Origin of the sequence: Halomonas heilongjiangensis, from assembly GCF_002879645.1 — a bacterium.
GTDB lineage: Bacteria > Pseudomonadota > Gammaproteobacteria > Pseudomonadales > Halomonadaceae > Halomonas > Halomonas heilongjiangensis.
Map to the genome: position 1 here is coordinate 1 of NZ_PNRE01000036.1, position 23,279 is coordinate 23,279.

General features: G+C 68.1%; 24 protein-coding genes. 6 read left to right on the forward strand and 18 right to left on the reverse strand.

The genetic code is table 11. From position 1 onward, the window contains the following. Positions 1 to 400: alcohol dehydrogenase catalytic domain-containing protein (locus C1H66_RS07700; protein ID WP_170064118.1), on the reverse strand; the 400-nt coding region annotated here is incomplete at its 3' end. A 135-nt stretch (positions 401 to 535) separates the two neighbouring features. Here C1H66_RS07700 and C1H66_RS07705 point away from each other — a divergent pair. Further along, entirely contained in the window at positions 536 to 1,444 is a 909-nt protein-coding gene (locus C1H66_RS07705) for a LysR family transcriptional regulator (protein WP_102627317.1), read from the forward strand. 45 nt (positions 1,445 to 1,489) lie between these two features. Here the strand turns inward: C1H66_RS07705 and C1H66_RS07710 are convergent, their stop codons facing one another. The 6 genes from C1H66_RS07710 to C1H66_RS07735 all read right to left on the reverse strand — a co-directional run bounded on the left by C1H66_RS07710 (position 1,490) and on the right by C1H66_RS07735 (position 7,973). Further along, positions 1,490 to 2,473: a branched-chain amino acid ABC transporter permease gene (locus C1H66_RS07710; protein ID WP_102627318.1), complete on the reverse strand. Its 984-nt coding sequence runs from the start codon at positions 2,471 to 2,473 to the stop codon at positions 1,490 to 1,492. 4 nt (positions 2,474 to 2,477) lie between these two features. Further along, the gene (locus C1H66_RS07715) at positions 2,478 to 3,365 is read right to left on the reverse strand and encodes a branched-chain amino acid ABC transporter permease (RefSeq protein ID WP_102627319.1); all 888 of its coding nucleotides are present in this window, start codon (positions 3,363 to 3,365) and stop codon (positions 2,478 to 2,480) included. 58 nt (positions 3,366 to 3,423) lie between these two features. Further along, a complete protein-coding gene (locus C1H66_RS07720) occupies positions 3,424 to 4,644 on the reverse strand; it encodes an ABC transporter substrate-binding protein (protein ID WP_102627320.1) in 1,221 nt (406 codons plus the stop codon). A gap of 117 nt (positions 4,645 to 4,761) precedes the next feature. Next, positions 4,762 to 5,508 carry an ABC transporter ATP-binding protein gene (locus C1H66_RS07725; RefSeq protein WP_102627321.1) on the reverse strand — a complete coding sequence of 249 codons (747 nt, stop codon included), beginning with the start codon at positions 5,506 to 5,508 and terminating at the stop codon, positions 4,762 to 4,764. Beyond that, positions 5,505 to 6,278 carry an ABC transporter ATP-binding protein gene (locus tag C1H66_RS07730; protein WP_102627322.1) on the reverse strand — a complete coding sequence of 258 codons (774 nt, stop codon included), beginning with the start codon at positions 6,276 to 6,278 and terminating at the stop codon, positions 5,505 to 5,507. The genes C1H66_RS07725 and C1H66_RS07730 overlap by 4 nt, the downstream gene beginning before the upstream one ends. A gap of 315 nt (positions 6,279 to 6,593) precedes the next feature. After that, positions 6,594 to 7,973, reverse strand: a complete 1,380-nt coding sequence (locus tag C1H66_RS07735) for an L-serine ammonia-lyase (protein WP_102627323.1) — start codon at positions 7,971 to 7,973, stop codon at positions 6,594 to 6,596. 194 nt (positions 7,974 to 8,167) lie between these two features. On the opposite strand from C1H66_RS07735, the gene C1H66_RS07740 reads away from it, so the two are divergent. Further along, positions 8,168 to 9,112 (forward strand): LysR substrate-binding domain-containing protein, encoded by a 945-nt coding sequence (locus tag C1H66_RS07740; protein WP_102627324.1) that lies wholly within the window; start codon positions 8,168 to 8,170, stop codon positions 9,110 to 9,112. A gap of 61 nt (positions 9,113 to 9,173) precedes the next feature. Next, positions 9,174 to 9,830, forward strand: coding sequence for a hypothetical protein (locus tag C1H66_RS07745; protein ID WP_102627325.1), 657 nt, complete (start codon positions 9,174 to 9,176; stop codon positions 9,828 to 9,830). 74 nt (positions 9,831 to 9,904) lie between these two features. Here the strand turns inward: C1H66_RS07745 and rpoD are convergent, their stop codons facing one another. The 3 genes from rpoD to rpsU form a co-directional block, all read right to left on the reverse strand. Further along, positions 9,905 to 11,761: an RNA polymerase sigma factor RpoD gene (gene rpoD, locus C1H66_RS07750; protein WP_102627326.1), complete on the reverse strand. Its 1,857-nt coding sequence runs from the start codon at positions 11,759 to 11,761 to the stop codon at positions 9,905 to 9,907. Between the two features lie 233 nt (positions 11,762 to 11,994). Then, positions 11,995 to 13,836, reverse strand: a complete 1,842-nt coding sequence (gene dnaG, locus C1H66_RS07755) for a DNA primase (RefSeq protein ID WP_102627327.1) — start codon at positions 13,834 to 13,836, stop codon at positions 11,995 to 11,997. A 131-nt stretch (positions 13,837 to 13,967) separates the two neighbouring features. Further along, positions 13,968 to 14,183, reverse strand: a complete 216-nt coding sequence (gene rpsU, locus C1H66_RS07760) for a 30S ribosomal protein S21 (RefSeq protein WP_086622362.1) — start codon at positions 14,181 to 14,183, stop codon at positions 13,968 to 13,970. A gap of 311 nt (positions 14,184 to 14,494) precedes the next feature. Between rpsU and tsaD the strand changes: the two genes are divergently transcribed. After that, on the forward strand, positions 14,495 to 15,532 hold the full coding sequence (tsaD, locus tag C1H66_RS07765) for a tRNA (adenosine(37)-N6)-threonylcarbamoyltransferase complex transferase subunit TsaD (protein WP_102627328.1): 1,038 nt from the start codon (positions 14,495 to 14,497) through the stop codon (positions 15,530 to 15,532). A 218-nt stretch (positions 15,533 to 15,750) separates the two neighbouring features. On the opposite strand, the gene plsY is transcribed toward tsaD, so the two are convergent. After that, entirely contained in the window at positions 15,751 to 16,305 is a 555-nt protein-coding gene (plsY, locus tag C1H66_RS07770; RefSeq protein ID WP_102627490.1) for a glycerol-3-phosphate 1-O-acyltransferase PlsY, read from the reverse strand. A gap of 188 nt (positions 16,306 to 16,493) precedes the next feature. On the opposite strand from plsY, the gene folB reads away from it, so the two are divergent. Further along, positions 16,494 to 16,859, forward strand: coding sequence for a dihydroneopterin aldolase (gene folB, locus C1H66_RS07775; RefSeq protein WP_102627329.1), 366 nt, complete (start codon positions 16,494 to 16,496; stop codon positions 16,857 to 16,859). Further along, the gene (gene folK, locus C1H66_RS07780) at positions 16,859 to 17,377 is read left to right on the forward strand and encodes a 2-amino-4-hydroxy-6-hydroxymethyldihydropteridine diphosphokinase (protein ID WP_102627330.1); all 519 of its coding nucleotides are present in this window, start codon (positions 16,859 to 16,861) and stop codon (positions 17,375 to 17,377) included. Before folB ends, folK begins: the two co-directional genes overlap by 1 nt. Before the next feature lie 27 nt (positions 17,378 to 17,404). Here folK and C1H66_RS07785 read toward each other — a convergent pair whose 3' ends face one another. The 7 genes from C1H66_RS07785 to C1H66_RS07815 form a co-directional block, all read right to left on the reverse strand. Further along, positions 17,405 to 18,544 (reverse strand): tRNA nucleotidyltransferase/poly(A) polymerase-related protein, encoded by a 1,140-nt coding sequence (locus C1H66_RS07785; RefSeq protein WP_102627331.1) that lies wholly within the window; start codon positions 18,542 to 18,544, stop codon positions 17,405 to 17,407. A gap of 3 nt (positions 18,545 to 18,547) precedes the next feature. Beyond that, positions 18,548 to 18,877, reverse strand: coding sequence for a thiosulfate sulfurtransferase GlpE (glpE, locus tag C1H66_RS07790; protein WP_102627332.1), 330 nt, complete (start codon positions 18,875 to 18,877; stop codon positions 18,548 to 18,550). Between the two features lie 27 nt (positions 18,878 to 18,904). Next, entirely contained in the window at positions 18,905 to 19,738 is an 834-nt protein-coding gene (locus C1H66_RS07795) for a symmetrical bis(5'-nucleosyl)-tetraphosphatase (RefSeq protein WP_102627333.1), read from the reverse strand. A gap of 28 nt (positions 19,739 to 19,766) precedes the next feature. Then, positions 19,767 to 20,165 carry a Co2+/Mg2+ efflux protein ApaG gene (gene apaG / locus C1H66_RS07800; RefSeq protein WP_102627334.1) on the reverse strand — a complete coding sequence of 133 codons (399 nt, stop codon included), beginning with the start codon at positions 20,163 to 20,165 and terminating at the stop codon, positions 19,767 to 19,769. Next, positions 20,162 to 20,980, reverse strand: a complete 819-nt coding sequence (gene rsmA, locus C1H66_RS07805) for a 16S rRNA (adenine(1518)-N(6)/adenine(1519)-N(6))-dimethyltransferase RsmA (protein WP_102627335.1) — start codon at positions 20,978 to 20,980, stop codon at positions 20,162 to 20,164. Before rsmA ends, apaG begins: the two co-directional genes overlap by 4 nt. 156 nt (positions 20,981 to 21,136) lie before the next feature. Further along, positions 21,137 to 22,195, reverse strand: a complete 1,059-nt coding sequence (gene pdxA / locus C1H66_RS07810; protein ID WP_102627336.1) for a 4-hydroxythreonine-4-phosphate dehydrogenase PdxA — start codon at positions 22,193 to 22,195, stop codon at positions 21,137 to 21,139. Next, positions 22,195 to 23,235 carry a peptidylprolyl isomerase gene (locus tag C1H66_RS07815; RefSeq protein ID WP_240618248.1) on the reverse strand — a complete coding sequence of 347 codons (1,041 nt, stop codon included), beginning with the start codon at positions 23,233 to 23,235 and terminating at the stop codon, positions 22,195 to 22,197. Before C1H66_RS07815 ends, pdxA begins: the two co-directional genes overlap by 1 nt. Between the last annotated feature and the right edge of the window lie 44 nt (positions 23,236 to 23,279).

The window sequence follows — 23,279 nt, forward strand, 5'->3', positions numbered from 1 at the left end:
GGTGCAGCATCTGGCCGTCGAGCGAGAAGCGCGAGGTGCCATCCGGCATCAGGCCCTGGCCCTGGGTGGCGCGCACCGACTGGCACAGGTTGGTCTTGCCCGAGAGGCAGAACTTGCACTTGCCGCACTCGGCGGTATAGAGCGGGATGACATGATCGCCGGGCTTGAGGCTGGTGACGCCTTCGCCCACCTCCTCGACGACCCCCGCGCCCTCATGGCCCAGCACCGAGGGGAAGAGCCCTTCCGGGTCGGCGCCGGAGAGGGTGAAGGCATCGGTATGGCAGACGCTGGTGGCCGCGATGCGCACCAGCACCTCGCCGGCCCTGGGCCCCTCGACGTCGATCTCGGTCAGCTCGAGCGGCTGGCCCGCGGCCAGGGCGACGGCGGCGCGTGATTTCATGGGGACTCTCCTGGAAATAGGCGTAGGGGATAAAGGACACTCCTCAGTCTAGGTAACCGGGCGCCATGAGATAAACTGCACCAACTACACTACATTATTGCCAACAAGCAACAATCCACCCGCCCTGGAGCACCGATGCAACGCTGGGATCGAATCGAAGCCTTCGTGGAGGTGGTCCGCCTCGGCACCTTCGCGGCGGCGGCAAGCCACCTCAAGGTCTCCAACTCCCATGTCAGCCGGCTGGTCAGCCAGTTGGAAAACCAGTTGGGTACCACCCTGCTCTACCGTACCACCCGCCAGATCCGCCTGACCGATGCCGGCGCCCTCTACTACGAGCACTGCCACCACCTGTTCGACGGCTTCCGCGAGGCCGAGGCCGCCATCAACGACCTCCAGGCCCGACCGCGCGGGATACTCAAGCTGACCTCGGCCACTACCTTCGGCGAGCGCTTCATCGCACCGTTGATCAATGACTTCCTCTGCCTGCACCCCCAGCTCGAGGTGCGCATGCACTTCACCAACCGCCAGGTGGACATCATCGACGAGGGCTACGATATCGCCATTCGCATGGGCACGCTCAAGGACTCGACGCTGATCGCCCGGCGGATCTGCGAGCGGCGCGAATACGTGGTGGGGTCCCCGGCCTACTTCACACGGATCTCGCAGCCCCACTCCCTCGCCGAACTGGCCCACCACCGCTGCCTGATCGGCTCCCGGGACCACTGGCGCTTCGATGTCGACGGCGTGCGCCGGGAAGTCCGCGTGGAGGGGGCCTGGGAGGCCAACTCCGGCCCGGCCCTGCTGGATGCCGCTCTCAAGGGGCTGGGGCTCGCCCAGTTGCCCGACTACTACGTGGAGGAGTACCTGGACAGCGGCGCCCTGGTGGCGGTGCTCGATGCCTATCGGCACAGCGATACGGCGGTGTGGGCGGTCTATCCCCGCCACCGCCACCGCTCGCCCAAGGTACGCCAGTTCATCGACTACCTGGTCGAACATATCGCCGAGACACTGCCGACTCAGCGCTGCACGGCCCGAGTGTCGTGAGCAAGAAGGGCGCCCCGCAGGGCGCCCGGACGGCCCGGCACAGGCTCACTTGAAGTTCTTGCGCACACTCTTGGCGATCTCGCCGACGATCCCGCTGCGGAAGCTCAGCACACAGAGCACGAAGATCAGGCCCAGGATCACGCTTACCCAGTTGCCGAGTGGCGACTGCGCCAGCTGGTGCTGCAGGCTGACCACCAGGCCGGCGCCCACCAGCGGGCCGAACAGGGTGCCCACCCCGCCCAGCAGGGTCATCAGGATCACCTCGCCGGACATGTGCCAGTGGGCGTCGGTGAGCGAGGCGAGCTGGAACACCACCGTCTTGGTGGAACCGGCCAGCCCGGCGAGCCCTGCGGAAATCACGAAGGCCAGCAGCTTGTAGGCGTCGACGTTGTAGCCGAGCGAGACGGCGCGCGGCTCGTTCTCGCGAATCGCCTTGAGCACCTGACCATAGGGCGAGTGGACGGTGCGCTGGATGATGGCGAAACCGATCAGGAAGACGGCGAAGACGAAGTAGTACATGGCCAGGTTGCTGCGCAGGCTGATCAGGCCGAACAGCGCGCCGCGCGGCACGCCGTGCAGGCCGTCCTCGCCGCCGGTGAAGGGCGATTGCACGAACACGAAGTAGACCAGCTGGGCCAGGGCCAGGGTCACCATGGCGAAGTAGATCCCCTGGCGGCGGATCGCCAGGGCCCCGAACAGGGTGCCCACTACCACGGCAGCGAGGGTGCCCACCAGGATGCCCAGCTCCGGCGTCAGCCCCGGATAGCTCGAGAGCAGGAAGCCGGTGACGTAACCGCCGGTGGCCAGGAAGGCCGCGTGACCGAAGGAGAGCAGCCCCGCATAGCCGAGCAGCAGGTTGAAGGCGCAGGCGAACAGCGCGAAGCACAGCACCTTCATCAGGAACACCGGGTAGGCGACGAAGGGCGCCGCGAGGCCCACTGCGATCAGGACCAGATAGAGCATGCCACGGCGCAGGCGGGCATTGCGCTGCCGCTCCATGGCCGGGGTCAGGGTTTGCGTGGTGGCCATGTCGTCATGCCTCCTTGCCGAAGAGTCCCGCGGGACGCAGCATCAGCACCAGGATCATCACCAGGAAGATCACGGTGTTGGCGGCCTCGGGATAGTAGACCTTGGTGAGCCCCTCGATCAGCCCCATGCCGAGGCCGGTGAGCACGGCGCCGAGGATCGAGCCCATGCCGCCGATCACCACCACCGCGAAGACCACGATCAGCAGGCTCGAGCCCATGGTGGGCGACACCGGGTAGAGCGGCGCGGCCAGCACCCCGGCGAAGGCGGCCAGCGCCACGCCGAAGCCGTAGGTCAGGGTGACCAGCAGCGGCACGTTGACACCGAAGGCCTGCATCAGCGCGGGGTTCTCGGTGCCCGCCCTCAGGTAGGCCCCGAGGCGGGTGCGCTCGATGACGTACCAGGTGCCCAGGCAGACAGCGAGGGCCGCCACCAGCACCCAGGCGCGATAGGTGGGCAGGAACATGAAGCCCAGTTGGAAGCCGCCCTGCAGCGCTGCCGGCGTCGGGTAGCTCGAGCCCGACACCCCGAAGACGTTGATCAGGGTGCCCTCGACGATCAGCGCCAGGCCGAAGGTCAGCAGCAGGCCGTAGAGATGATCGAGGTGGGCGATGCGGCGCAGGATCAGGCGCTCGATCACCATCCCCAGGCCACCCACCACGATGGGCACCAGCAGCAGTGCCACCCAGTAGCCGATGCCCAGGTAGCGCATCCCCAGCAGGGTGGCGAAGGCCCCCAGCATGTACATGGCCCCGTGGGCGAAGTTGACGATCTTCAGCAGGCCGAAGATCACCGCCAGCCCCAGGCTCAACAGGGCGTAGAAGGCGCCGTTGATCAGGCCCAGCATCAACTGGCCCATGAATACTGCCAACGGCACTCCGAATATCATCGTCATGTCATGGACCTCTCGTCAGAGGGGCGGCGGCCGATGCCGCCGCCGCTTCGGGCTCTGCTCAATTCTGAACCAGGTCGCACTGGCTCTCGGAGAGCGGCCGATAGGCATCCTCTGCGGGGATGGTGGCGAGGATCTCGTAGACATCCCACTCGCCGGTGGAGTCGGCCGGTGACTTCACCTGGGCCAGGTACATGTCGTGGACCATGCGGCCATCCTCGCGGATGTGGCCATTCCGGGAGAAGAAGTCGTTGACCGGCGTCTCGGCCATCTTCGCCTTGACCGTCATGGGATCGTCGGTGCCGACCGCTTCTATCGCCTTCAGGTAGTGCATGGTGCTGGAGTAGATGCCCGCCTGGACCATGGTCGGCATGCGCTCGGTGCGTTCGTAGTAGCGTTCGGCCCACTCGCGTGCCTCGTCGTCCATGTCCCAGTACCAGCCGGTGGTCAGCAACAGGCCCTGGGTGGCCTCGAGGCCCATGGCATGAACGTCGTTGAGGAAGATCAGCAGGCCGGCGAGCTGCTGGCCACCCTGCACCACGCCAAACTGGCTGGCGGCGGTAATGGCATTGACGGTATCGGCACCGGCGTTGGCCAGGCCGATGATCTTGGCCCCCGACCCCTGGGCCTGGAGGATATAGGAGGAGAAGTCACTGGTCGGGAACGGATGGCGGATCTTGTCGACGATGGTGCCGCCGTTCTCGGTGACCACCCTCTCCACATCGCCCTCCAGGGCATGGCCGAAGGCATAGTCGGCGGTGAGCAGGAACCAGCTGTCGCCGCCCTGGTCGACGACCGCCTTGGCGGTGCCGTTGGCCAGCGGGTAGGTGTCATAGACCCAGTGGATGTGATTCGGCGTGCAGTGCTCATTGGTGATGCTCGAGGCCGCGGAGCCGGAGACGATGCCCAGGCCGTTGTTCTCCTCGAGCACCTTGGTCACGGCGATGGTCACCGAGGAGGCCACCAGGCCGGCGACCAGGTCGACGTTGCGCTCGTCGACCCAGCCGCGCACGGTGTTGGCACCGACGTCGGCGCTGTTGCGATCGTCGGCGCTGAACACCTCGATGGATGCGCCGTTGACGCTGCCACCGAAGTCCTCCACGGCCATGCGCAGGGCTTCCAGGCCGCCCGGGCCGGCCAGGTCACGGTAGGTGCCGGACATGTCGGCCAGATAGCCGATGCGTACCTCGTTGTCGCTGAACTCGGCCTGGGCTCCGGTGGCCATCATGGTGGTGGCGGCGAGGGCGATGCTGCTGGCGAGGGTCTTCCTGTTGAAGGTCATCTTCGTCTCCATGGGCCCGTCAGGCCCCTTTGTTGTTGTTGCCGTGGTAGGTAACAAGCGTTGCCGTGGTGATTGCCGGAAAGTGCGAACTGCGAGGGGCGGGAGCGCGAACGACGCTCAGACCCCCAGCATCGAATTGAGCTCGTCGCGGCGCGAGGGCAGCTCGGCCGCCGAGATCTCCTCGACGATCCGGCCGTGATCCATGACGAAGTGACGATCGGCCAGCGGCGCGGCGAAGCGGAAGTTCTGCTCCACCAGCACGATGGTCATGCCGCGCGACTTGAGCTTGACCAGCACCTCGCCCAGCGCCTGGACGATGACCGGCGCCAGCCCCTCGGTGATCTCGTCGAGCAGCAGTAGCCGCGCCCCGGTGCGCAGGATGCGCGCCATGGCCAGCATCTGCTGCTCGCCCCCGGAGAGCCGGGTGCCCTGGCTGCGCCGGCGCTCGTAGAGGTTGGGGAACATCGCGTAGATCTCGTCGAGGGACATCCCGCCGGAGCGCACCGTGGGCGGCAGCAGCAGGTTCTCCTCGACGTCGAGGCTGGCGAAGATGCCGCGCTCCTCGGGGCAGTAGCCGATGCCCAGCCGCGGGATGCGGTGGGCCTTCATGGCCAGGGTCTCGTTGCCGTTGATGACGATGGAGCCGGTGCGCCGCCCCACCATGTTCATGATCGCCTTGAGGGTGGTGCTGCGCCCGGCGCCGTTGCGCCCGAGCAGGGTCACCAGCTCGCCGCGCTTCACGTCGAAGTCGACGCCATGCAGGATGTGCGACTCGCCGTAGAAGGCGTGCAGGTCGCTGACCCGCAGCATCTCGGCACCATCGAGGTCGTGATATTCGGTGATCTTCTCGACCGCCTGGCTCATGCGCTAGCCCCCTCTTCCACTGCCTCGCTGCCCATGTAGGCCTCCCTGACCCGCGGGTCGGCGGAGACGCTGGCGTAGTCGCCCTCGGCCAGCACCGCGCCGCGGGCCAGTACGGTGATGCGGTCGCACAGCCGGCTGACCACGCTGAGGTTGTGCTCCACCATCAGCACGGTGCGGCCCCTGGCCACGCGCCGGATCAGCTCGACGATGCGGTCGACGTCCTCGGCGCCCATGCCCTGGGTGGGCTCGTCGAGCAGCATCATGGTGGGCTCCAGCGCCAGGGTGGTCGCCACCTCGAGCGCCCGCTTGCGGCCGTAGGGCATCTCCACGGTGAGCACGTCGGCGTACTCGCGCAGGCCGACCTCGTCGAGCAGCTCCATGGCCCGGTCGTTGAGATGATCGAGGGTCCGCTCGGACTTCCAGAAATGAAAGGAGGTGCCCAACCTGCGTTGCAGCGCCACGCGCACGTTCTCCAGCGCGGTCATGTGGGCGAACACCGCCGAGATCTGGAAGGAGCGCACCAGCCCCAGGCGGGCGATCTCGTTGGCCTTCATGCCGGTGATCGGCTTGCCGCGGTAGAGGATCTCGCCACGGGTGGGCGGCAGGAACTTGGTGAGCAGGTTGAAGACGGTAGTCTTGCCGGCGCCGTTGGGGCCGATCAGGGCGTGGATATGCCCTTCCCGGACCTGCAGGTTGACGTCGTCCACGGCGGTGAAACCGCGGAATTCCTTGGTCAACCCGCGAGTCTCCAGTATCAACTCCTGGGTCATGTGTCGTCCTCTCTGGATCGCCTCGAACGATCCGCCGTTGATGCGTTTATCGTTGTTGTCGCCGTTGTCGTTGTTATGGCCTAGCCGGCATGGGTCCGGTCACCTCGCGAACCGGCCCGGAGAACCCCTAACCTTTACGTTAACGTAACCTAGTGGAGTCGAAACCGCTCGGCAACAGTTGAATGGCCGGACTCGACCAATGGCGTAGGAACAGGGAACTTCAATAGCTTGCAAACAAAAAGCGCGATGCCCGGGGAGGGCATCGCGCCGCAATGCAGTCATCGCTGTTCTGCAAGGTGTTTTCGGTGTGCGGCCTCAGCACTCGATGGCATTGACCGCGAGACCGCCGCGGGAGGTCTCCTTGTACTTCTCCTGCATGTCGGCCCCGGTGTCGCGCATGGTGCGGATCACCTTGTCCAGCGAGATGAAGTGCTCGCCGTCGCCGCGCAGGGCCATCTGGGCGGCGTTGATCGCCTTCACCGAGGCGATGGCGTTGCGCTCGATGCAGGGTACCTGCACCAGCCCGCCCACCGGGTCGCAGGTCAGTCCCAGGTTATGCTCCAGGCCGATCTCGGCGGCATTCTCCACCTGGGGCACACTGCCCCCCATGACCTCGGCGAGGCCCGCCGCCGCCATGGCGCAGGCCGAACCCACCTCGCCCTGACAGCCCACCTCAGCACCGGAGATCGAGGCGTTCTTCTTGCACAGGATGCCCACCGCCCCGGCGGCGAGCAGGAAGTCGACCACATCGCGCTCATCCGCGCCGGCCTGGAACTTCATGTAGTAGTGAAGCACCGCGGGAATGATGCCGGCCGCGCCGTTGGTCGGCGCCGTGACCATGCGGCCGCCGGCGGCGTTCTCCTCGTTCACCGCCAGGGCGAAGACATTGACCCAGTCCATGGCGGAGAAGGTCGAGGCGATCAGGCTGCCGTCATTCTCCGTGGCCAGCAGGCGGCGGTGCAAGGCCGCGGCACGCCGGCGCACGTTGAGGCCACCGGGCAGGATGCCCTCGTTGTGCAGGCCGGTCTCCACGCAGGCCTGCATGGCCTGCCAGATCTCCCACAACCCGCTGCGGACCTCGGCCTCGCTGCGCCACGCCTTCTCGTTCTCCAGCATCAGTTCGCTGATCCGCAGGTCATGCATGCGGCACAGCGCCATCAGTTCGGCGGCGGAGTTGAAGTCGTAGGGCAGGGCCGTCCTGTCGCTGTCCAACTCGCCGGAGCGGGCCTGCTCCTCATCGACCACGAAGCCGCCCCCCACCGAATAGTAGGTGTTGCGGTGCAGCTCATCGCTGTGCCCATGGGCGATCAGGCGCATGGCATTCGGGTGATGCGGCAGGCTTTCGTCGTGCAGCTGCATGTCCCGGGCCCAGTGGAAGGGAATCGCCAGGTGGCCATCCAGCAACAGGGTGCCGGACTCCAGCAGCTCCTCGATGCAGGGGCCGATGATCGCCGGATCGATGTGGTCGGGGCGCTCTCCCATCAGCCCCACGATCACGGCCCGGTCGGTGCCGTGGCCGATGCCGGTGGCCGAGAGCGAGCCGAACAGCTGCACCTCCAGGCGAGCCACCCGCTCCAGCAGGTCCCGCGCACGCAGCTCCTCGAGGAAGTCGTAGGCTGCCCGCATGGGCCCCACGGTATGGGAGCTCGACGGGCCTACGCCGATCTTGAACAGGTCGAACACACTGATGGACATCTCGCTTGCTCCAGGGCGACACCGGCCGTCGCCATCAAGACCATTTCGACACGACACATGAGCCTGGCTAAACCACCCAACCCCATCATCGTGCATGCACGGGTGCCTCTACGAGGCATTTACGCTATGGTCACTCTGTTCGCCGGTCGTCCACAATCGATAATATCTCCTTCTCAATTTAGCAGAACTGAACCATGAGCCGTCATCTCAATGCCCAGACCCATGCCTGGCTGAAGGTCTTCGCGATCAGCGCCCGCCATCTCTCCTTCACCCGAGCCGCCGAGGAACTGCACGTCACCACCGGCGCGGTGAGCCAGCAGATCAAGCAACTGGAGGAGCGCCTGGGGTTCAAGCTGTTCCGGCGCCGGCCGCGCCAGCTGGAACTCACCGAGGAAGGCAAGCGCCTGGCGGCGGTGGTGGACCAGGCCTACCAGGCGGTGGGGCTCGAGGTGCAGCGGCTGCGTAGCGGGGTGATGAGCGGTATCATTCGCCTGCGCTCGGTGCCCTCTTTCCTGGCCCGCTGGCTGATGCCGCGACTGCCGCGACTGCAGGCACGCTTTCCCGACATCGAGCTGCACGTGATCGCCGAGGACAGCAACATCTCGCTGCGCGAAGGCGACTTCGACCTGGCCATCGATCTCAACGACGGCCACTACCCCGGCTTCTCGATCACACCACTGATGGAGGAGCGGATCTTCCCGGTCTGCTCGCCCTCCCTGCTGCGCGGTCGCCCGCCGCTGCGCCGCCCCGAGGACCTCGCCTGGTACCCGCTGCTGCACGATGTCACCGCCTGGCGCGGCAGTCACGACTATGCCGAGTGGGAGCATTATCTCCAGGCCATCGAGGCGGCCCATGTCAACGTGCGCCGTGGCTACACCTTCAACCGCAACCAGCTGATCATGGAGGCCGCCACCGCCGGCATGGGCGTGGCCATCGCCCGCCAGACCCTGATCAGCGGCGAGCTCGGCAGCGGTATGCTGATCGCCCCCTTCGCGCAGCGGGTGGCCACCGGCATGCATTACGGCATCGTCCATGCCCAGGGCGCCCTGGACGATCGCCGGGTCCTGGCGGTACACGACTGGATCGTCGAGGAAGCGGAGCGGTCGACCCCCACGGCCCGAGCCGGTTATAGGCAGTGACGGGCGATGGCGATACAATGCCATACATCACTGCATGCCATCATCACCGCGGAACTCCCAGATGCCCCATGAGCTGCCTCCCGGCCAGCCCTGGCCGATCGGCTTCGCTGCCACCTGCCTGCGCGCCACCCTCTATATCCTGTTCGTCGCCGCCCTGGCCCAAGGGGCCTACTACGAGGCGCTCCACTTTCACGAGGTACGCTTCTCGGAGCGCGGCTTCACCGAGCTGGCCCAGAGCGCGTTGCTGCTCACCGCCTCGGCACTGCTGCTCTACACCCGTCAGGTACTGAAGGTACTGCCCACCCTTACCTTGCTGATGTTCGCCTTCGTCTTCAGTTCACTGATCCGCGAGCAGGATGCCTTCCTCGACCACTACGTCTTCGACGGTGCCTGGCAGATGCTGGTGACCCTGGTGATCGTGCCGACCCTCTACCTGGTGATCCGCGCGCGGCGCCGCTTCCTGGCCGAGTTCGCCGCCTACGCCAACAGCTTCTCCTTCGGCCTGTTCGCCGCCGGGGTACTGACCACCTACGTCTTCTCGCGACTCTACGGGCGCAGCGCCTTCTGGGAAGCGGTGCTCCAGGAGCACTATGCGCGCACCTTCAAGGATGCCGCCGAGGAAGTGGTCGAGCTGTTCGGCTATGCACTGATCCTGATCGCGGTGATCGAGCTGACGTTGCTCGCCCGGCGCTGGCACCTGGCCCGCCGGGCAGGCTAGCTCACGAGGCAGGCCGAAACGACGACGCCCGCGGCCAAGGCCGCGGGCGTCGTCGTTGGTACCGCGCTCCAGGCTCACTCGTCGAGGAACGAGCGCAGCGGCTCCGAACGGCTGGGGTGGCGCAGCTTGCGCAGCGCCTTGGCCTCGATCTGGCGGATCCGCTCGCGGGTGACATCGAACTGCTTGCCGACCTCCTCGAGGGTATGGTCGGTGTTCATGTCAATGCCGAAGCGCATGCGCAGCACCTTGGCCTCGCGGGCGGTGAGGCCGCCGAGCACGTTGCGGGTGGCCTCGATCAACCCCTCGCCGGTGGCCGAGTCGATGGGCAGCAGGATGCTGCCGTCCTCGATGAAATCGCCCAGGTGCGAGTCGTCGTCGTCACCGATGGGCGTCTCCATGGAGATCGGCTCCTTGGCGATCTTGAGCACCTTGCGCACCTTGTCCTCGGGCATCTCGAGACGCTCGCCGAGCTCTTCCGGTGTCGGCTCGCGCCCCATCTCCTGCAGCATCTGCCGCGACACGCGGTTGAGCTTGTTGATGGTCTCGATCATGTGCACCGGGATACGGATGGTCCGGGCCTGGTCGGCGATCGAGCGAGTGATCGCCTGGCGGATCCACCAGGTGGCGTAGGTGGAGAACTTGTAGCCACGACGGTATTCGAACTTGTCCACCGCCTTCATCAGGCCGATGTTGCCCTCCTGGATCAGGTCCAGGAACTGCAAGCCGCGGTTGGTGTACTTCTTGGCGATGGAGATCACCAGGCGCAGGTTGGCCTCGACCATCTCCTTCTTGGCCCGGCGCGCCTTGGCCTCGCCGATGGAGAGACGACGATTGACCTCCTTGATCTCGGTCACCGGCAGCCGGACCATCTCCTCCTCGAAGGCGATCTTGCGCTGGGCGCGCAGGATATCGCCACGCAGCGGCTCGAGGCGGTCGGCATACTTCGGATTCGCGGCGGCAAACTCGTCCAGCCACTCCGGACGGGACTCGCTGCCGGGGAAGGTCTTGATGAAGGTCTTGCGCGGCACCCGGGCCTTCTTGACGCAGAGCTGCATCACGGCCTTCTCCTGGGCACGCACCTGCTCGACGCTGATGCGAACCTGGTTGACCAGCCGCTCGAAATGCTTCGGCACCAGCTTGATCGGCGAGAACAGCTCGGCGAGGCGTGCCTGCTCGGCCAGGGCCTCAGGGGAACGACGGCCATGCTGCTCGATGGCGGCCTGGACCAGGGCATTCTGCTCGCGGATCTGCTCGAAGCGCGCCTTGGCCTCTTCGGGATCCGGGCCGCCCTCGCTGCTGCTGGTGTCGTCGTCCTCGGCGTCCTCTTCGTCGTCGCCGTCCACGTCGTCATCGAGATCGTCACTGACCTCGGGCTCGGGGATCTCGGCCTCGGCCACCCCGGGGATGCCCTCGTCGGGATCGATGAAGCCGGAAAAGAGATCGGACAGACGCCCGGGCGCCTCCTCGTCCTGGGTGGCGTCATAGGCCTCGAGGATCGACTCCACGGCACCGGGCAGGTAGGCCAGCGCCGACATCACCTCGCGCGTGCCCTCCTCGATGCGCTTGGCGATCTCGATCTCGCCCTCGCGGGTCAGCAGTTCCACCGTGCCCATCTCGCGCATGTACATGCGCACCGGGTCGGTGGTCCGGCCCACATCGCTCTCCACCGCTGCCAGCGCCGCCACGGCTTCCTCGGCGGCCGACTCGTCGGTGGAGTGATCGGACATCATCAGGGTATCCTCGTCGGGAGCCTCCTCGACGACGCTGATACCCATGTCGTTGATCATGCCGATGATGTCTTCCACCTGATCCGGGTCGGCGATATCCTCGGGTAGATGGTCGTTGACCTCGGCATAGGTCAGGTAGCCCTGTTCCTTGCCGCGCGCGATCAACTCCTTCAGACGTGACTGCTGCTGCGCATTTCCAGCCATAGAAACCCTATCTCGACGAAGAAGAATGAAGCACCTGAAGCACTAGAGGCGGAGAAAACTCAACAAGCCGAACAGTATAACGGTAGAAAGCACCTTTCTGCCAGTTCGATCTATTTGCGCGGTCATTCAGGTGTGTTAGGTTGTCAGGTTACGCCGGTGCTGGACGCTGCCCTCTACATGGTGATAGTAGGAGAAAATTCAACCCCGGCGCCAAGGTTCCGCAAGCCCAGGACTCAGCCGTGCAGCTCGGTGAGCAGCGCCATCAACCGCTGGCGTTCCTCCCGCGACAGCCGCTCCCCGGCCTTCTCCCTGGCCAGCAGGGCATCGATCTCTTCCCGGGGCGACCGGCGCCGCTGGTGCCGACGGAAATGCTCGATCAACCCATCCAGCTCGGCACCCCGCGCCGAGCGCGGGATCAGCAGCTCCCGGCCCGCCAGGGCCGCCAGCCGCTCGCCCTCGTGACTGCCGTGGAAGTGCGCCAGCAGGACCTGGGCGCTGCGGTAGCGCCCCGCCCGCAGCAGCCGGATCACCTCCCGGCACAGCACACCATCGCTATCGTCCGCCGGGCACCAGTCGTCGCCCTCGGGCACTCGCTCGATCAGTGACGGCTCGTGCACCAGCAGCTGCAGCATTCGCGCCACCAGGCTCAGCGAGCCGCTCCCGGCCCCGCGCCGCCCGCCTCCCCCGGGGGGCGACACCGCGTTTTCCGGCACATCGGGCTCATCGCCCCCCCCGCTCGCCTCGGCAGGCGCCGAGGCGCTCCCCGGGGCGCTGCGCGCCAGCAAACTCTCGAAGCTTGACTGGTCGACGCCGGTACGCCGCGAGAGTTCACTGAGCATCAGCGACTTGAGCACGCCTTCCGGCAATCTGCCGAGCGCCGCCAGCACCTGGCTGGCATAGCGCTCGCGATCCTCCATCCGGGCCAGGTCGCGCCCCGCCGCCGCCTGGTCGAAGAGAAACTCCGACAGCGGGCTGGCGCAGGTGATGCGGTCCTGGAAGGCCTCAGGGCCCTCGCGGCGCACCAGGGTGTCCGGATCCTCGCCTTCGGGCAGGAACAGGAAGCGCGCCTGGCGCCCATCGATCATCAGCGGCAGCACCGTCTCCAGCGCCCGGGCCGCCGCCTGGCGACCGGCCCGATCGCCGTCGAAGCAGAACACCACCTCGCCCACCAGCCGGAACAGCCGGGAGAGATGCTCCTCGCTGGTCGAGGTGCCCAGTGTCGCCACGGCGTTGCGGATACCGAACTGCGCCAGGGCCACCACGTCCATGTAGCCCTCGACGATCACCAGGCGCTCGAGGCGCGACTCGGCCTGGCGCGCCTCGAACAGCCCATAGAGCTCACGCCCCTTGTGGAACACCGGCGTCTCGGGTGAATTCAGGTACTTGGGCTTGGCATCGCCCAGCACCCGCCCGCCGAAGGCGATGGTGCGCCCCTTGAGGTCGCGGATCGGGAACATCACCCGATCGCGGAAGCGGTCATAGGTGCGACCGCTCTCCTCCCGGTGCACCAGCAGGCCATACTCCACCTGCACCGCCCCGGGGATCCCCCGCTCGTCCAGGTGGCGCTTGAGCGCCTCCCAGCCGTCGGGGGCATAGCCGATGCCGAAGGCCTGCTGCACCTCGGGCGACAGACCGCGACGCGCCAGGTACTCCCGGGCGGCGCCGGCTTCCGGCATCTTCAGCCGCTCACGGAAGAAGGCCGCCGAGAGCTCGAGCAGGTTGACCCCCTCCTTGCGCTTGCGCTCCCGGGCCTGGGCCCGCGGATCGTCGGCGCCCTCCCGGGGCACCTCCATGCCGAGACGGGAAGCGAGTTGCTCCACGGCTTCCGGGAAGCGCAGCTTGTCGTACTCCATCAGGAAGCGCAGGGCGTTGCCGTGGGCGCCGCAGCCGAAGCAGTGGTAGAACTGCTTGTCGGCGCTGACGGTGAACGACGGCGTCTTCTCCTGGTGAAAGGGGCAGAGCCCCGAATGGTTGCGCCCGGCCTTCTTCAACTGCACGCGCTCGCCGACCACCTCGACCACGTCGACGCGAGCCAGCAGGTCATCGATGAAACGCTGCGGAATCTGACCGGCCATCCTGGTGAACTACCTCGAGCGGGGCGACAAGGAGCGCGCGGCGGAAAAAACAAGCGGCCACCGAATGGCGGCCGCTTGGCGTCCCTCCTGAGACGACCCGCGCAATGCGCTGCGGCCGACTCCAGTACGGATCAATAGAGCCGTTCGAAACGCTTGCGCTCGCGCTGAAGCTTCTTGGCATGGCGCTTGACGGCGGCAGCCGCCTTGCGCTTGCGCTCTGCGGTCGGCTTCTCGTAGTTCTCGCGACGACGAACCTCGGAGAGAACACCGGCTTTTTCACAGGAACGCTTGAAGCGACGCAGCGCGACGTCAAACGGCTCGTTATCACGTACTTTGACAGAAGGCATTAAGCACTCACCTACCTTAGGAAACTTGAGTTCGGTTAGTACGCACACCCCTGCGGGCGGCTCCTGCCGTTGGCACCATGCCCGACTCCCGACCTTGCCGGCGAACCGTCCTCGGACGGTACCGGAAAGCAACAAGCCCCGGACGGATGCGTCACGGAAAATCGCCACCTGGGCGCACGACCCAGTCTTGCAGCGCACAATAGTCTAGACCCGAGACACAGGCTTTGCAAACCGTTTCCACCCCGGCCCCTGCCGTCCCGCGGCCAAAGCGCGTAGAATACGGCCCTCCCCCGCACTACCGAGCCACCACCATGCGCGTACTGGGCATCGAGACTTCCTGCGACGAGACCGGCGTCGCCCTCTTCGACAGCGAGCGCGGCCTCGTGGCCGACGCGCTCTACAGCCAGGTCGCCATGCACGCCGACTATGGCGGCGTGGTGCCCGAGCTCGCCTCCCGCGACCACACCCGCCGCCTGCTACCGCTGATCCAGCAGGTGCTCGACGAGGCAGGCCTGGCCCGCCACGAGCTCGACGGCATCGCCTACACCGCCGGCCCCGGCCTGGTGGGCGCGCTGATGGTGGGCGCCAGCACCGCCCACGGCATGGCCCGCGCGCTGGGCATCCCGGTGCTCGGCGTCCACCACATGGAGGGCCACCTGCTGGCGCCGATGCTCGAGGACGAGCCGCCGGCCTTTCCCTTCGTCGCCCTGCTGGTCTCCGGCGGCCACACCCAACTGGTCGAGGTGCGGGGGCTGGGACGCTACCGGCTGCTCGGGGAGTCGGTGGACGACGCCGCCGGCGAGGCCTTCGACAAGGCGGCCAAGATGCTCGGCCTCGACTACCCCGGCGGCCCCCATGTGGCCCGGCTGGCCGAGACGGGCGACCCAGGCCGCTTCCGTTTCCCGCGGCCGATGACCGACCGGCCGGGGCTCGACTTCAGCTTCTCGGGGCTCAAGACCCACACCCTGACGGCGATCCGCGAGCTGGAGGCGGCCGGGAACCTGGACGACCAGGCGCGCGCCGACGTGGCCCGGGCCTTCGAGGAGGCGGTGGTCGACACCCTGGTGATCAAGTGCCGCCGCGCCCTCGACGCGACCGGCCTCAAGCGGCTGGTGGTGGCCGGCGGGGTGAGCGCCAACGTGCGCCTGCGCGAACGCCTCGAGCGCGAGACCGACAAGCGCGGCGCCCGCGCCTACTACCCCCGCGGGCGCTTCTGCACCGACAACGGGGCGATGATCGCCTACGTGGGCGCCCAGCGGCTGCTGGCCGGCGAGCACGACGATACCGGCATCATGAAGGCCGTGCCGCGCTGGCCGATGGATAGCCTCGAGGCCCCGGCCGGCACCTGAAGGCGCCATGATCGCGCGCTCGATGGTCACAGCGCCCAGCGGCTGGTAACTCTCTCCCGCGGCTGACCCTCGGGCAGGCCCTCGTGGAGGCGCTGTGAACCCGTCCCTGGGCGCTACATTTGCCATCCCTGGCAAATGACCTCCACTCGAACCTGCCCTCGGCGCCGCTCGCCCTGGCAGCCAGCCCAGGCCACCGGTCCGGGAGTGATATTCCCGGGCTAGAGTCCCGGCTCGTTACCCCGGCCCAGCCGGCGGATATTGAGCACATGGCGCGCCAGCACCAGCAGGGTGAAGGCGATCACCACCCCGACGTAGTCCGGCGCCAGCCAGATGCTGGCCAGCGGCGCCAGGGCCGCACTGGCCAGGGTGGCGATGGCGGCAGTGCGCACCCGCCAGGCCAGCAGTGACCAGAGCGTCGCACAGACCAGCGCCACCCAGGGCGTCAGTACCAGCATCACGCCGAAGGCGCTGGCCACCGCCTTGCCACCGCGGAAGCGGTGCCAGGCCGGATAGCTGTGGCCCAGCAGCACGCCGAGACCGACCAGGCCCTGGGCCCAGGGCGGCATTCCCATGGCCATGGCCAGCCACAGCACCGGCATGCCCTTGGCCGCATCCACCACCAGGGTGGCCAGCGCCAGGCGGGTGCCGTAGAGGCGCAGCACATTGGAGAAGCCGGGATTGCAGGAACCGGCCAGCCGTGGGTCACGCACGCCGGCGAGCCGGCACACGGTCAGGGCACCGAGCCAGGTGCCACTGAGGTAGCCCAGCGCCATCAGCGGGAGAAGGAGTTCGGGTTGCGCCTCCACGGGCCGGCCTCTCGTTGTTGTCCGACGACGAATTCTGCCAGTCCCGGGCGCGACAGGACAGCCGAGTGTCGTCCGCGCGGTGTCGTTGCGCTCCCCGCTCACGTACAATCGCCGCCACACTATCTCTACCATCACCCAGCCCGGAAGCACCCTCCATGGATCTTGTGCTGATCGAGTCGCTCGCCGTGGACACCGTGATCGGGGTCTACGACTGGGAACGCACCATCACCCAACGCCTGGTGCTCGACCTCGAACTCGCCACCGACATCCGCCCCGCCGCGGCGGGCGACGACATCGCCCTGACGCTGGACTACGCCGCCGTCAGCGAGCGCATCGCGGCCTTCGCCGGCGAACACGACTTCGCCCTGGTGGAGACCTTCGCCGAGCGGCTCGCGACCGCCCTGCGCGAGGAGTTCGCCATCGCCTGGCTGCGCCTGACCGTGCGCAAGCCCGGTGCCGTGGCGGCCGCGGCGGCGGTGGGCGTGCGCATCGAGCGCGGCACCCCGCCGGAGGGTAGCTGATGGCTCGGGTCAGCGTCAGCATCGGCAGCAACATCGACCGCGACCGCCACGTGCGCGCCAGCCTGGACGCGCTGACCGCCACCTTCGGCGAACTGGCCGTCTCGCGAGTCTTCGAGAGCGAACCGGTGGGCTTCGAGGATGGCCGCAACTTCTACAACCTGGTGGCGGCCTTCGCCAGCGACTGGCCGGTGGGCGAGCTGCAGGCCTGGTGCAAGCGGCTGGAGTTCGCCCACGGCCGACGCAAGGACAGCCCCAAGTTCAGTCCCCGCACCCTGGACATCGACCTGCTGACGGTAGGCGACCTCACCGGCCTCCACGATGGCATCGAGCTGCCGCGCGGCGAGATCCTTCATCACGCCTTCGTACTGCTGCCGCTGGCCGAACTGCTGCCGGAAACCCGCCATCCGCTCACCGGTCGGAGCTATCGTGCCCACTGGGCGAGCTTCGAGCCCGGCGATCAGCGCCTCTGGCCGGTGGACTTCGTGTGGGCCGGCCAAGCGATCTCGCGGGCCGGCTGACCGCCGTGTCTCCCGCGCCCGCCGCCCTCACAGCGCGGCGTCGATCGCCTCACGCCGTCGCCGGGCGAGTTCCGCGCCCAACTCACGGCCCTTGAACCCCTCCTCCATCAGCAGCGCCGGGAGGATCTGCGCCGCCAGCCGCCAGGCCAGCGCCAGGTCCTCGGCGAGCTCGGGAGCATCCAGGCTGACCAGGCTGATCAGCGGAGCGACCCGCTCGCTGCGCCGCCAGGCATCGATGCCATCGAGCCAGGCCATTACCCGGGCGCCGTCCGGTGCCGCACGTTCGGCCTCCTGCCTCAATGTCCGCGTCAGTGCGGCCTGGCGCGCCAGGTCGGCATGGGCCCTGGGCAGGCGCAGGCGCTCGGCCAGGGCCACCCGGGCCGGCTCGGCCAGGTGCTCGACCAGCCGGGCCCAGCGCCAGCGGACCTCCTGCTCGGCCTCGATGTCCTCGGGCAAGCGGTGCAGCTGCCCCAGTGCCTCGTCCAGGGCCTCGCGGTCGGCCACCAGTTCCGGCAGCAACTGCGCCAGGGCGCCACACTCGTCCAGGGCCTGGAAGTAGACCTCCGGCCAGGGTTCCCCGAGGGCCTTCTCGGTCTCGGTCCAGACACGCTCGGCCACCAGGTGGGCCAGCTCGCCGCTGTCCACCAGTTCGGCCATCAGTGCCCGGGTCTCGTCGGCGATGACGAAGCCCAGCCCGGCGTAGCGGGCCAGGAAACGGGCAGTACGCAGCACCCGTAGCGGATCCTCGACGAAGGCCGGCGATACGTGGCGCAGCCGCCGTGCCTCCAGATCGGCCAGGCCACCGTGGGGATCGATCAGCTCGCCCCCCGGTGTCTCGGCCATGGCGTTGATGGTCAGGTCACGCCGTGCCAGGTCCTCCTCGAGGGTCACCTCGGGACTGGCGTGCACCGTGAACCCGGTGTAGCCATGGCCAGACTTGCGCTCGGTGCGGGCCAGGGCGTACTCCTCGTGGGTCTCGGGATGCAGGAACACCGGGAAGTCGCGCCCCACCGGCCTGAAACCCCGGCGGGTCAACGCCTCCGGCGTGGCGCCCACCACCACCCAGTCGTTGTCGTAGACCGGCCAGCCGAGCCGCGCATCGCGCACCGCCCCGCCGACCCGATAGACCTCGAGCCCGTGCAGGTACGGGTCCCGTGCCTCGGCCATGGCTCAGCGCTCCACCCGCTCGGGATACCGCAGCCGCCAGTCGGCGAAGCCCCCGTCGAGGCTGTAGACCTCGGCGAAGCCCTGGCCCGCCAGCCAGTCGGCCGCCTGCTGGCTGGAATGGCCGTGGTAGCAGACCACCACCAGCGGACGCTCCCGGGGGATCTCCTCGAGCAGGGCCGCCACGCTGTCGTTGTCCAGGTGGCGACTGCCGGGAATATGGCCCCCGGCGAAGCTCACGGGGTCGCGGATATCGACCAGGGTGAGCGTGGTGTCGCTGGAGAGCCACTCGCCCAGGGTCGGAATGTCCAGGTGTCGAAAAGCAGGTGCGTCCATGGTGGACTCCGGGTCGTCGGAAAGGGATCAGGAGCGGCCCCGGCGACTAGGCACACTGACACTCTCGCCGCTCGCCAGGTTCAGGGCCGTCAGGCGACCGCCCCAGACACAGCCGGTATCCAGTGCCTCGGCGCGGACCCGGCAACCGGGCAGCCGGCCCTGCAGGGCGGCCCAGTGGCCAAACAGCAGCCAGGGGTCGTCGCCACGCGGGTACTGGAACCAGGGGGCGAAGCCGGGAGGGGCACTGTCGAGCCCCTCCTTGGTGGTGAAATCGAGCCGTCCCTCGGCGTCGATGAAGCGCATCCGGGTGAGGGTGTTGACGATCACCCGCAGACGATCGATGCCTTCGAGGTCGTCGCGCCAGCGGGATGGCTCGTTGCCGTACATCCGCTCGAGGAAGGCCCCGGCGTGCTCGCCGGCCAGCCGCGCCTCGAGCTCCCCGGCCAGGTCGGTGGCAAGCGCCACCGACCACTGGGGGGGCAGCCCGGCGTGGGTCATCACCGTCTCGCCACTGCCGGGCGTCCCGGCCACTCGCATCAACAGGGGGCGTGACTGCAGCCAGTCGAGCAGCCGCTCGCGGTCCGGCGCCTCGAGCACCTCCGCCAGGGTGTCGCTGGGCTTCTCGCGCTCTCGCCCACGCGCCACCGCCAACAGGTGCAGGTCGTGATTGCCGAGCACCGTAGTGGCCGCCTCGCCCAGCGCCATCACCTCCCGCAGGCAGGCCAGCGACTCGGGCCCGCGATTGACCAGATCACCGGCGAGCCACAGCCGGTCCCGGCGCGGATCGAAATCGAGCCGTTCGAGCAGCGCGACGAATTCGGCGTGGCAGCCCTGCAGATCACCGATGGCGTAGGTGGTCATCTCCGCTCCTTGCGACGCGTGTGATTGCTCAGTGCACCTGGTTGGGGCCGGCCAGCCGGAAGGGCGCGATGGCCACCTCGAAGGGACGCTGGCTGGCGGTATCGACACAGGTGTAGGTCCCCTCCATCACCCCCACCGGGCCATCGAGGATCGCCCGGCTGGTATAGCGAAAGGTCTGGCCCGGGCCGATCATCGGCTGCTGCCCCACCACGCCCTTGCCGCGCACTTCCTGCACCTTGCCACTGCCCTGGGTGATCTTCCAGTAGCGGGCGAGCAGCTGCATGCTGCGCCGGGAGTGATTGTGCACCGTGACCGTGTAGCTGAACACGAAACGCTGCTCGTCGGGGGCAGACTCCTCCACGCGAAAGACCGGTTCCACGTCGACACGCACGGCATCGCCGAGCTCTTCGGGGGGGCTCAGGGTCATGGGGTCGCTCCTTGTCCGGTATCGGCCAGGTGGTTGGCGATGCGCACGAACTCGGCCACCGTCAGGGTCTGGGGGCGGCGGCCGGGATCGATCCCCAGGGTCTCGAGGTCGGCCGCCTCGATGCGGCCCTTGAGGTTGTTGCGCAGGGTCTTGCGCCGCTGGCCGAAGGCTTCGCGGACCAGGGTAAACAACTGCGCCTCGTCGTGCGCCCGGTGCGGCCGTTCGGTGTGGGGGGTGAGGCGCACGATGGCGGAGTCGACCTTGGGCCTCGGCACGAACGCCTCCGGCGGCACCACGAACAGCGAGTCGACCCGGCAGTGGTACTGGGCCATCACCGAGAGCCGGCCCCAGTCGGCCCCGCCCGGTTCGGCGGCCAGACGGTCGACCACCTCCTTCTGCAGCATGAAATGCATGTCGGCGACCGCATCACCGGCCTCGAGCAGGTGCATGATCAGCGGAGTGGAGATGTTGTAGGGCAGGTTGCCGACCACCCGCAGCGGCTCCCCCTCGCCCCGAAGGGCTCGAAAGTCGAACTTCAGGGCGTCGCCCTCGTGGATCACGAACCCGGCATGATTGAAGAACTGCACACGCAGCCCGGGGATCAGGTCACGGTCGAGCTCGATCACCTCCAGGTGCCCGCCGGCCGCGTCCAGCAACGGTTCGGTCAGCGCGCCCTGGCCGGGGCCGATCTCCACCAGGCGCTCGCCGGGCCGCGGCCCGATGGCGCGCACGATGCGCGAGATGATGCCCGGGTCGCGCAGGAAATTCTGGCCGAAACGCTTGCGGGCCCGGTGAACCGGGGGGCGGGATGCCATTCAGGGGTGTCCTTCTATCGCTGTGGTCTTCTGCTGGATGTTATACAGTGCTGATCCGGCGACAGACCTGCGCGGAGGCGCTGTGAACCCTTCCATGGGCGCTACCGACGCCATCCCTGGCGTAGGACCTCCGCTTCGGTCTGTCCCCGGCGCTCCTCATATGGGTGCTACTTCAGCGCCGCGCCGGGCCATGTCGGCGGCCAGTGCCACGGCCACCACGAGGCTGCCGAGGTCAGCGCTGCCACGGCCGGCCAGGTCCAGCGCCGTGCCGTGGTCCACCGAGGTGCGCACCAGCGGCAGGCCCAGGGTGATGTTGGCGGCGCGGCCGAAGCCGGCGTACTTGAGCACCGGCAGGCCCTGGTCATGATACATCGCCAGCACCGCATCGACGCCCTCGAGGTGTCGCGGAGTGAACAGGGTATCGGCGGGGAGCGGGCCGTCAAGGGCCAGACCCTCGGCGCGCAGCGCCTCGAGCGCCGGGATGATGACGTCGAGCTCCTCGCGCCCCAGGTGACCGCCCTCCCCGGCGTGGGGGTTGAGCCCGCAGACCGCGATACGCGGCGCCTCGATGCCGAACCAGCGCCGCAGGTCGGCATCGAGGATGCGCAGGATCCGCGTCAGGCGGGGCCCGGTGATGGCATCGCTCACCTCGCGCAGCGGCAGGTGGGTGGTGGCGAGCGCCACGCGCAGCGCGCTACCGCCCCGCCAGCCCGGCTGGCCGGCGTGCAGGGCGCTGTCGGTGGCCAGCAGCATCACCACCTCGTCGACGCCACAGGCATCGCGCAGATACTCGGTGTGGCCGCTGAAGCCGGCATGACCGGCGTCGAGGATCACGCCCTTGTGCAGCGGGGCGGTGACCATGCCGGCGGCGTGACCTTCCCGACAGGCCCGAATCGCCACATCCAGGGTCTCGAGCACATAGGCGGCATTGGCCGGCTCGAGCACGCCGGGCCGCGACGGCGCGCGCAACGTCACCGGCCATACCGGCAGCACACCGGGGCGAGGCGCCGGCAAGGCATCGCCAGCCGCGAGCTCGACGAGATCGATGTCACGACCGATGAGCGCGGCCCGCTCGGCCAGCAGGGCCGGATCCCCCACCGCCACCACCCGGGCCACCGGAACGGCCCGCGTCGCCAGCATCACCGCGAGCTCCGGCCCGATGCCGGCGGGCTCGCCGGTGGTCAGCGCCAGCACGGGGGACGGGGTACCGGCCATCAGCGGTCGGCGAGTCGGTTGTCGACGAAGGCCTGGGAGCGGATCTCCTGCAACCACACCTCCAGCTCCTCGTTGGCCTTGCGCTGGAACAGTGCCTGGCGGATCTGGTCACGCCGCGCCTCGCCACTGACATCCTGCTGGCGGCGCTCCTCCACCTGAATCAGGTGGTAGCCGAACTGGGAGCGCACCGGCGGGGAGACCTCACCGAGCTCCAGTTGCGCCAGGGCCTCCTCGAAGGTGGGGACGGTCTGACCCGGGCGCACCCAGCCCAGCTCGCCACCATTCATGGCGCTGCCGCGGTCGCCGCTGAACTCCTGGGCCAGGGCGGCGAAGCTCTCGCCCGCCTCGAGGCGACCGCGCAGCTGCTCGGCCAGTCGACGGGCCTGGTCGTCGTCGCGGTCGGGGGTGAGATCGATCAGGATATGGCGAGCCCGATGCTCCTCGATCACCACCTGGTCACCGCCGCCGCCCTGCTGTTCGAGAAAGCGTTCGACCTCGCGGTCGCTGACATTGATCCGGCTGGCCACCTGGCGCTGCTGCAACTCGCGCAGCAGCATCTCACGGCGGACCTCTTCGCGCACCGACGCCAGGGTCAGGCCGTCGGCCTCCAGGGCATCGGCGAACTGCTCCAGGGTCATGCCGCTGCTCTCGGCGATGGCACGCACCTGGCGGTTGAGCGCGGTGTCGTCGATGGAGAGCCCGGCGTTGCGGGCCATCTGCAGTTGGATCTCCTCGACGATCATGCGGTCGAGCACCTGCTCACGCAGGACACGCTCCGAGGGCGCATCGATGCCACGCCCGGCGAGCTGGCTGCGGGTCTGCACGACACGGTCGGCGAGTTCGCTCTCCATGATCGCTCCCTCGTTGACCACCGCCACGATGCGGTCCAGCGCCCGGCGCTCCATCGGCTGGAAGCTCTGGGCCTGACTCACCGCGGGCAGGCCCGCGAGACACAGGGCCAGGGCCAGGGCCAGGGCCAGGGCCAGGGCCAGGGCCAGGGCCAGGCCGGCGCCCAGGATGGCGGTACGTCGACTGCGCATAACGTTCTTTCCTCTCATCGATTCTCTCATTGGCGGCTTCCGGG

What these genes read in the sequence shown, in the direction of transcription:
- C1H66_RS07705 (WP_102627317.1), top strand. Translation starts at nt 536, where the DNA reads ATGCAACGCTGGGATCGAATCGAAGCCTTCGTGGAGGTGGTCCGCCTC.
- C1H66_RS07710 (WP_102627318.1), bottom strand. Translation starts at nt 2,473, where the DNA reads ATGGCCACCACGCAAACCCTGACCCCGGCCATGGAGCGGCAGCGCAAT.
- C1H66_RS07715 (WP_102627319.1), bottom strand. Translation starts at nt 3,365, where the DNA reads ATGACGATGATATTCGGAGTGCCGTTGGCAGTATTCATGGGCCAGTTG.
- C1H66_RS07720 (WP_102627320.1), bottom strand. Translation starts at nt 4,644, where the DNA reads ATGACCTTCAACAGGAAGACCCTCGCCAGCAGCATCGCCCTCGCCGCC.
- C1H66_RS07725 (WP_102627321.1), bottom strand. Translation starts at nt 5,508, where the DNA reads ATGAGCCAGGCGGTCGAGAAGATCACCGAATATCACGACCTCGATGGT.
- C1H66_RS07730 (WP_102627322.1), bottom strand. Translation starts at nt 6,278, where the DNA reads ATGACCCAGGAGTTGATACTGGAGACTCGCGGGTTGACCAAGGAATTC.
- C1H66_RS07735 (WP_102627323.1), bottom strand. Translation starts at nt 7,973, where the DNA reads ATGTCCATCAGTGTGTTCGACCTGTTCAAGATCGGCGTAGGCCCGTCG.
- C1H66_RS07740 (WP_102627324.1), top strand. Translation starts at nt 8,168, where the DNA reads ATGAGCCGTCATCTCAATGCCCAGACCCATGCCTGGCTGAAGGTCTTC.
- C1H66_RS07745 (WP_102627325.1), top strand. Translation starts at nt 9,174, where the DNA reads ATGCCCCATGAGCTGCCTCCCGGCCAGCCCTGGCCGATCGGCTTCGCT.
- rpoD (WP_102627326.1), bottom strand. Translation starts at nt 11,761, where the DNA reads ATGGCTGGAAATGCGCAGCAGCAGTCACGTCTGAAGGAGTTGATCGCG.
- dnaG (WP_102627327.1), bottom strand. Translation starts at nt 13,836, where the DNA reads ATGGCCGGTCAGATTCCGCAGCGTTTCATCGATGACCTGCTGGCTCGC.
- rpsU (WP_086622362.1), bottom strand. Translation starts at nt 14,183, where the DNA reads ATGCCTTCTGTCAAAGTACGTGATAACGAGCCGTTTGACGTCGCGCTG.
- tsaD (WP_102627328.1), top strand. Translation starts at nt 14,495, where the DNA reads ATGCGCGTACTGGGCATCGAGACTTCCTGCGACGAGACCGGCGTCGCC.
- plsY (WP_102627490.1), bottom strand. Translation starts at nt 16,305, where the DNA reads ATGGCGCTGGGCTACCTCAGTGGCACCTGGCTCGGTGCCCTGACCGTG.
- folB (WP_102627329.1), top strand. Translation starts at nt 16,494, where the DNA reads ATGGATCTTGTGCTGATCGAGTCGCTCGCCGTGGACACCGTGATCGGG.
- folK (WP_102627330.1), top strand. Translation starts at nt 16,859, where the DNA reads ATGGCTCGGGTCAGCGTCAGCATCGGCAGCAACATCGACCGCGACCGC.
- C1H66_RS07785 (WP_102627331.1), bottom strand. Translation starts at nt 18,544, where the DNA reads ATGGCCGAGGCACGGGACCCGTACCTGCACGGGCTCGAGGTCTATCGG.
- glpE (WP_102627332.1), bottom strand. Translation starts at nt 18,877, where the DNA reads ATGGACGCACCTGCTTTTCGACACCTGGACATTCCGACCCTGGGCGAG.
- C1H66_RS07795 (WP_102627333.1), bottom strand. Translation starts at nt 19,738, where the DNA reads ATGACCACCTACGCCATCGGTGATCTGCAGGGCTGCCACGCCGAATTC.
- apaG (WP_102627334.1), bottom strand. Translation starts at nt 20,165, where the DNA reads ATGACCCTGAGCCCCCCCGAAGAGCTCGGCGATGCCGTGCGTGTCGAC.
- rsmA (WP_102627335.1), bottom strand. Translation starts at nt 20,980, where the DNA reads ATGGCATCCCGCCCCCCGGTTCACCGGGCCCGCAAGCGTTTCGGCCAG.
- pdxA (WP_102627336.1), bottom strand. Translation starts at nt 22,195, where the DNA reads ATGGCCGGTACCCCGTCCCCCGTGCTGGCGCTGACCACCGGCGAGCCC.
- C1H66_RS07815 (WP_240618248.1), bottom strand. Translation starts at nt 23,235, where the DNA reads ATGCGCAGTCGACGTACCGCCATCCTGGGCGCCGGCCTGGCCCTGGCC.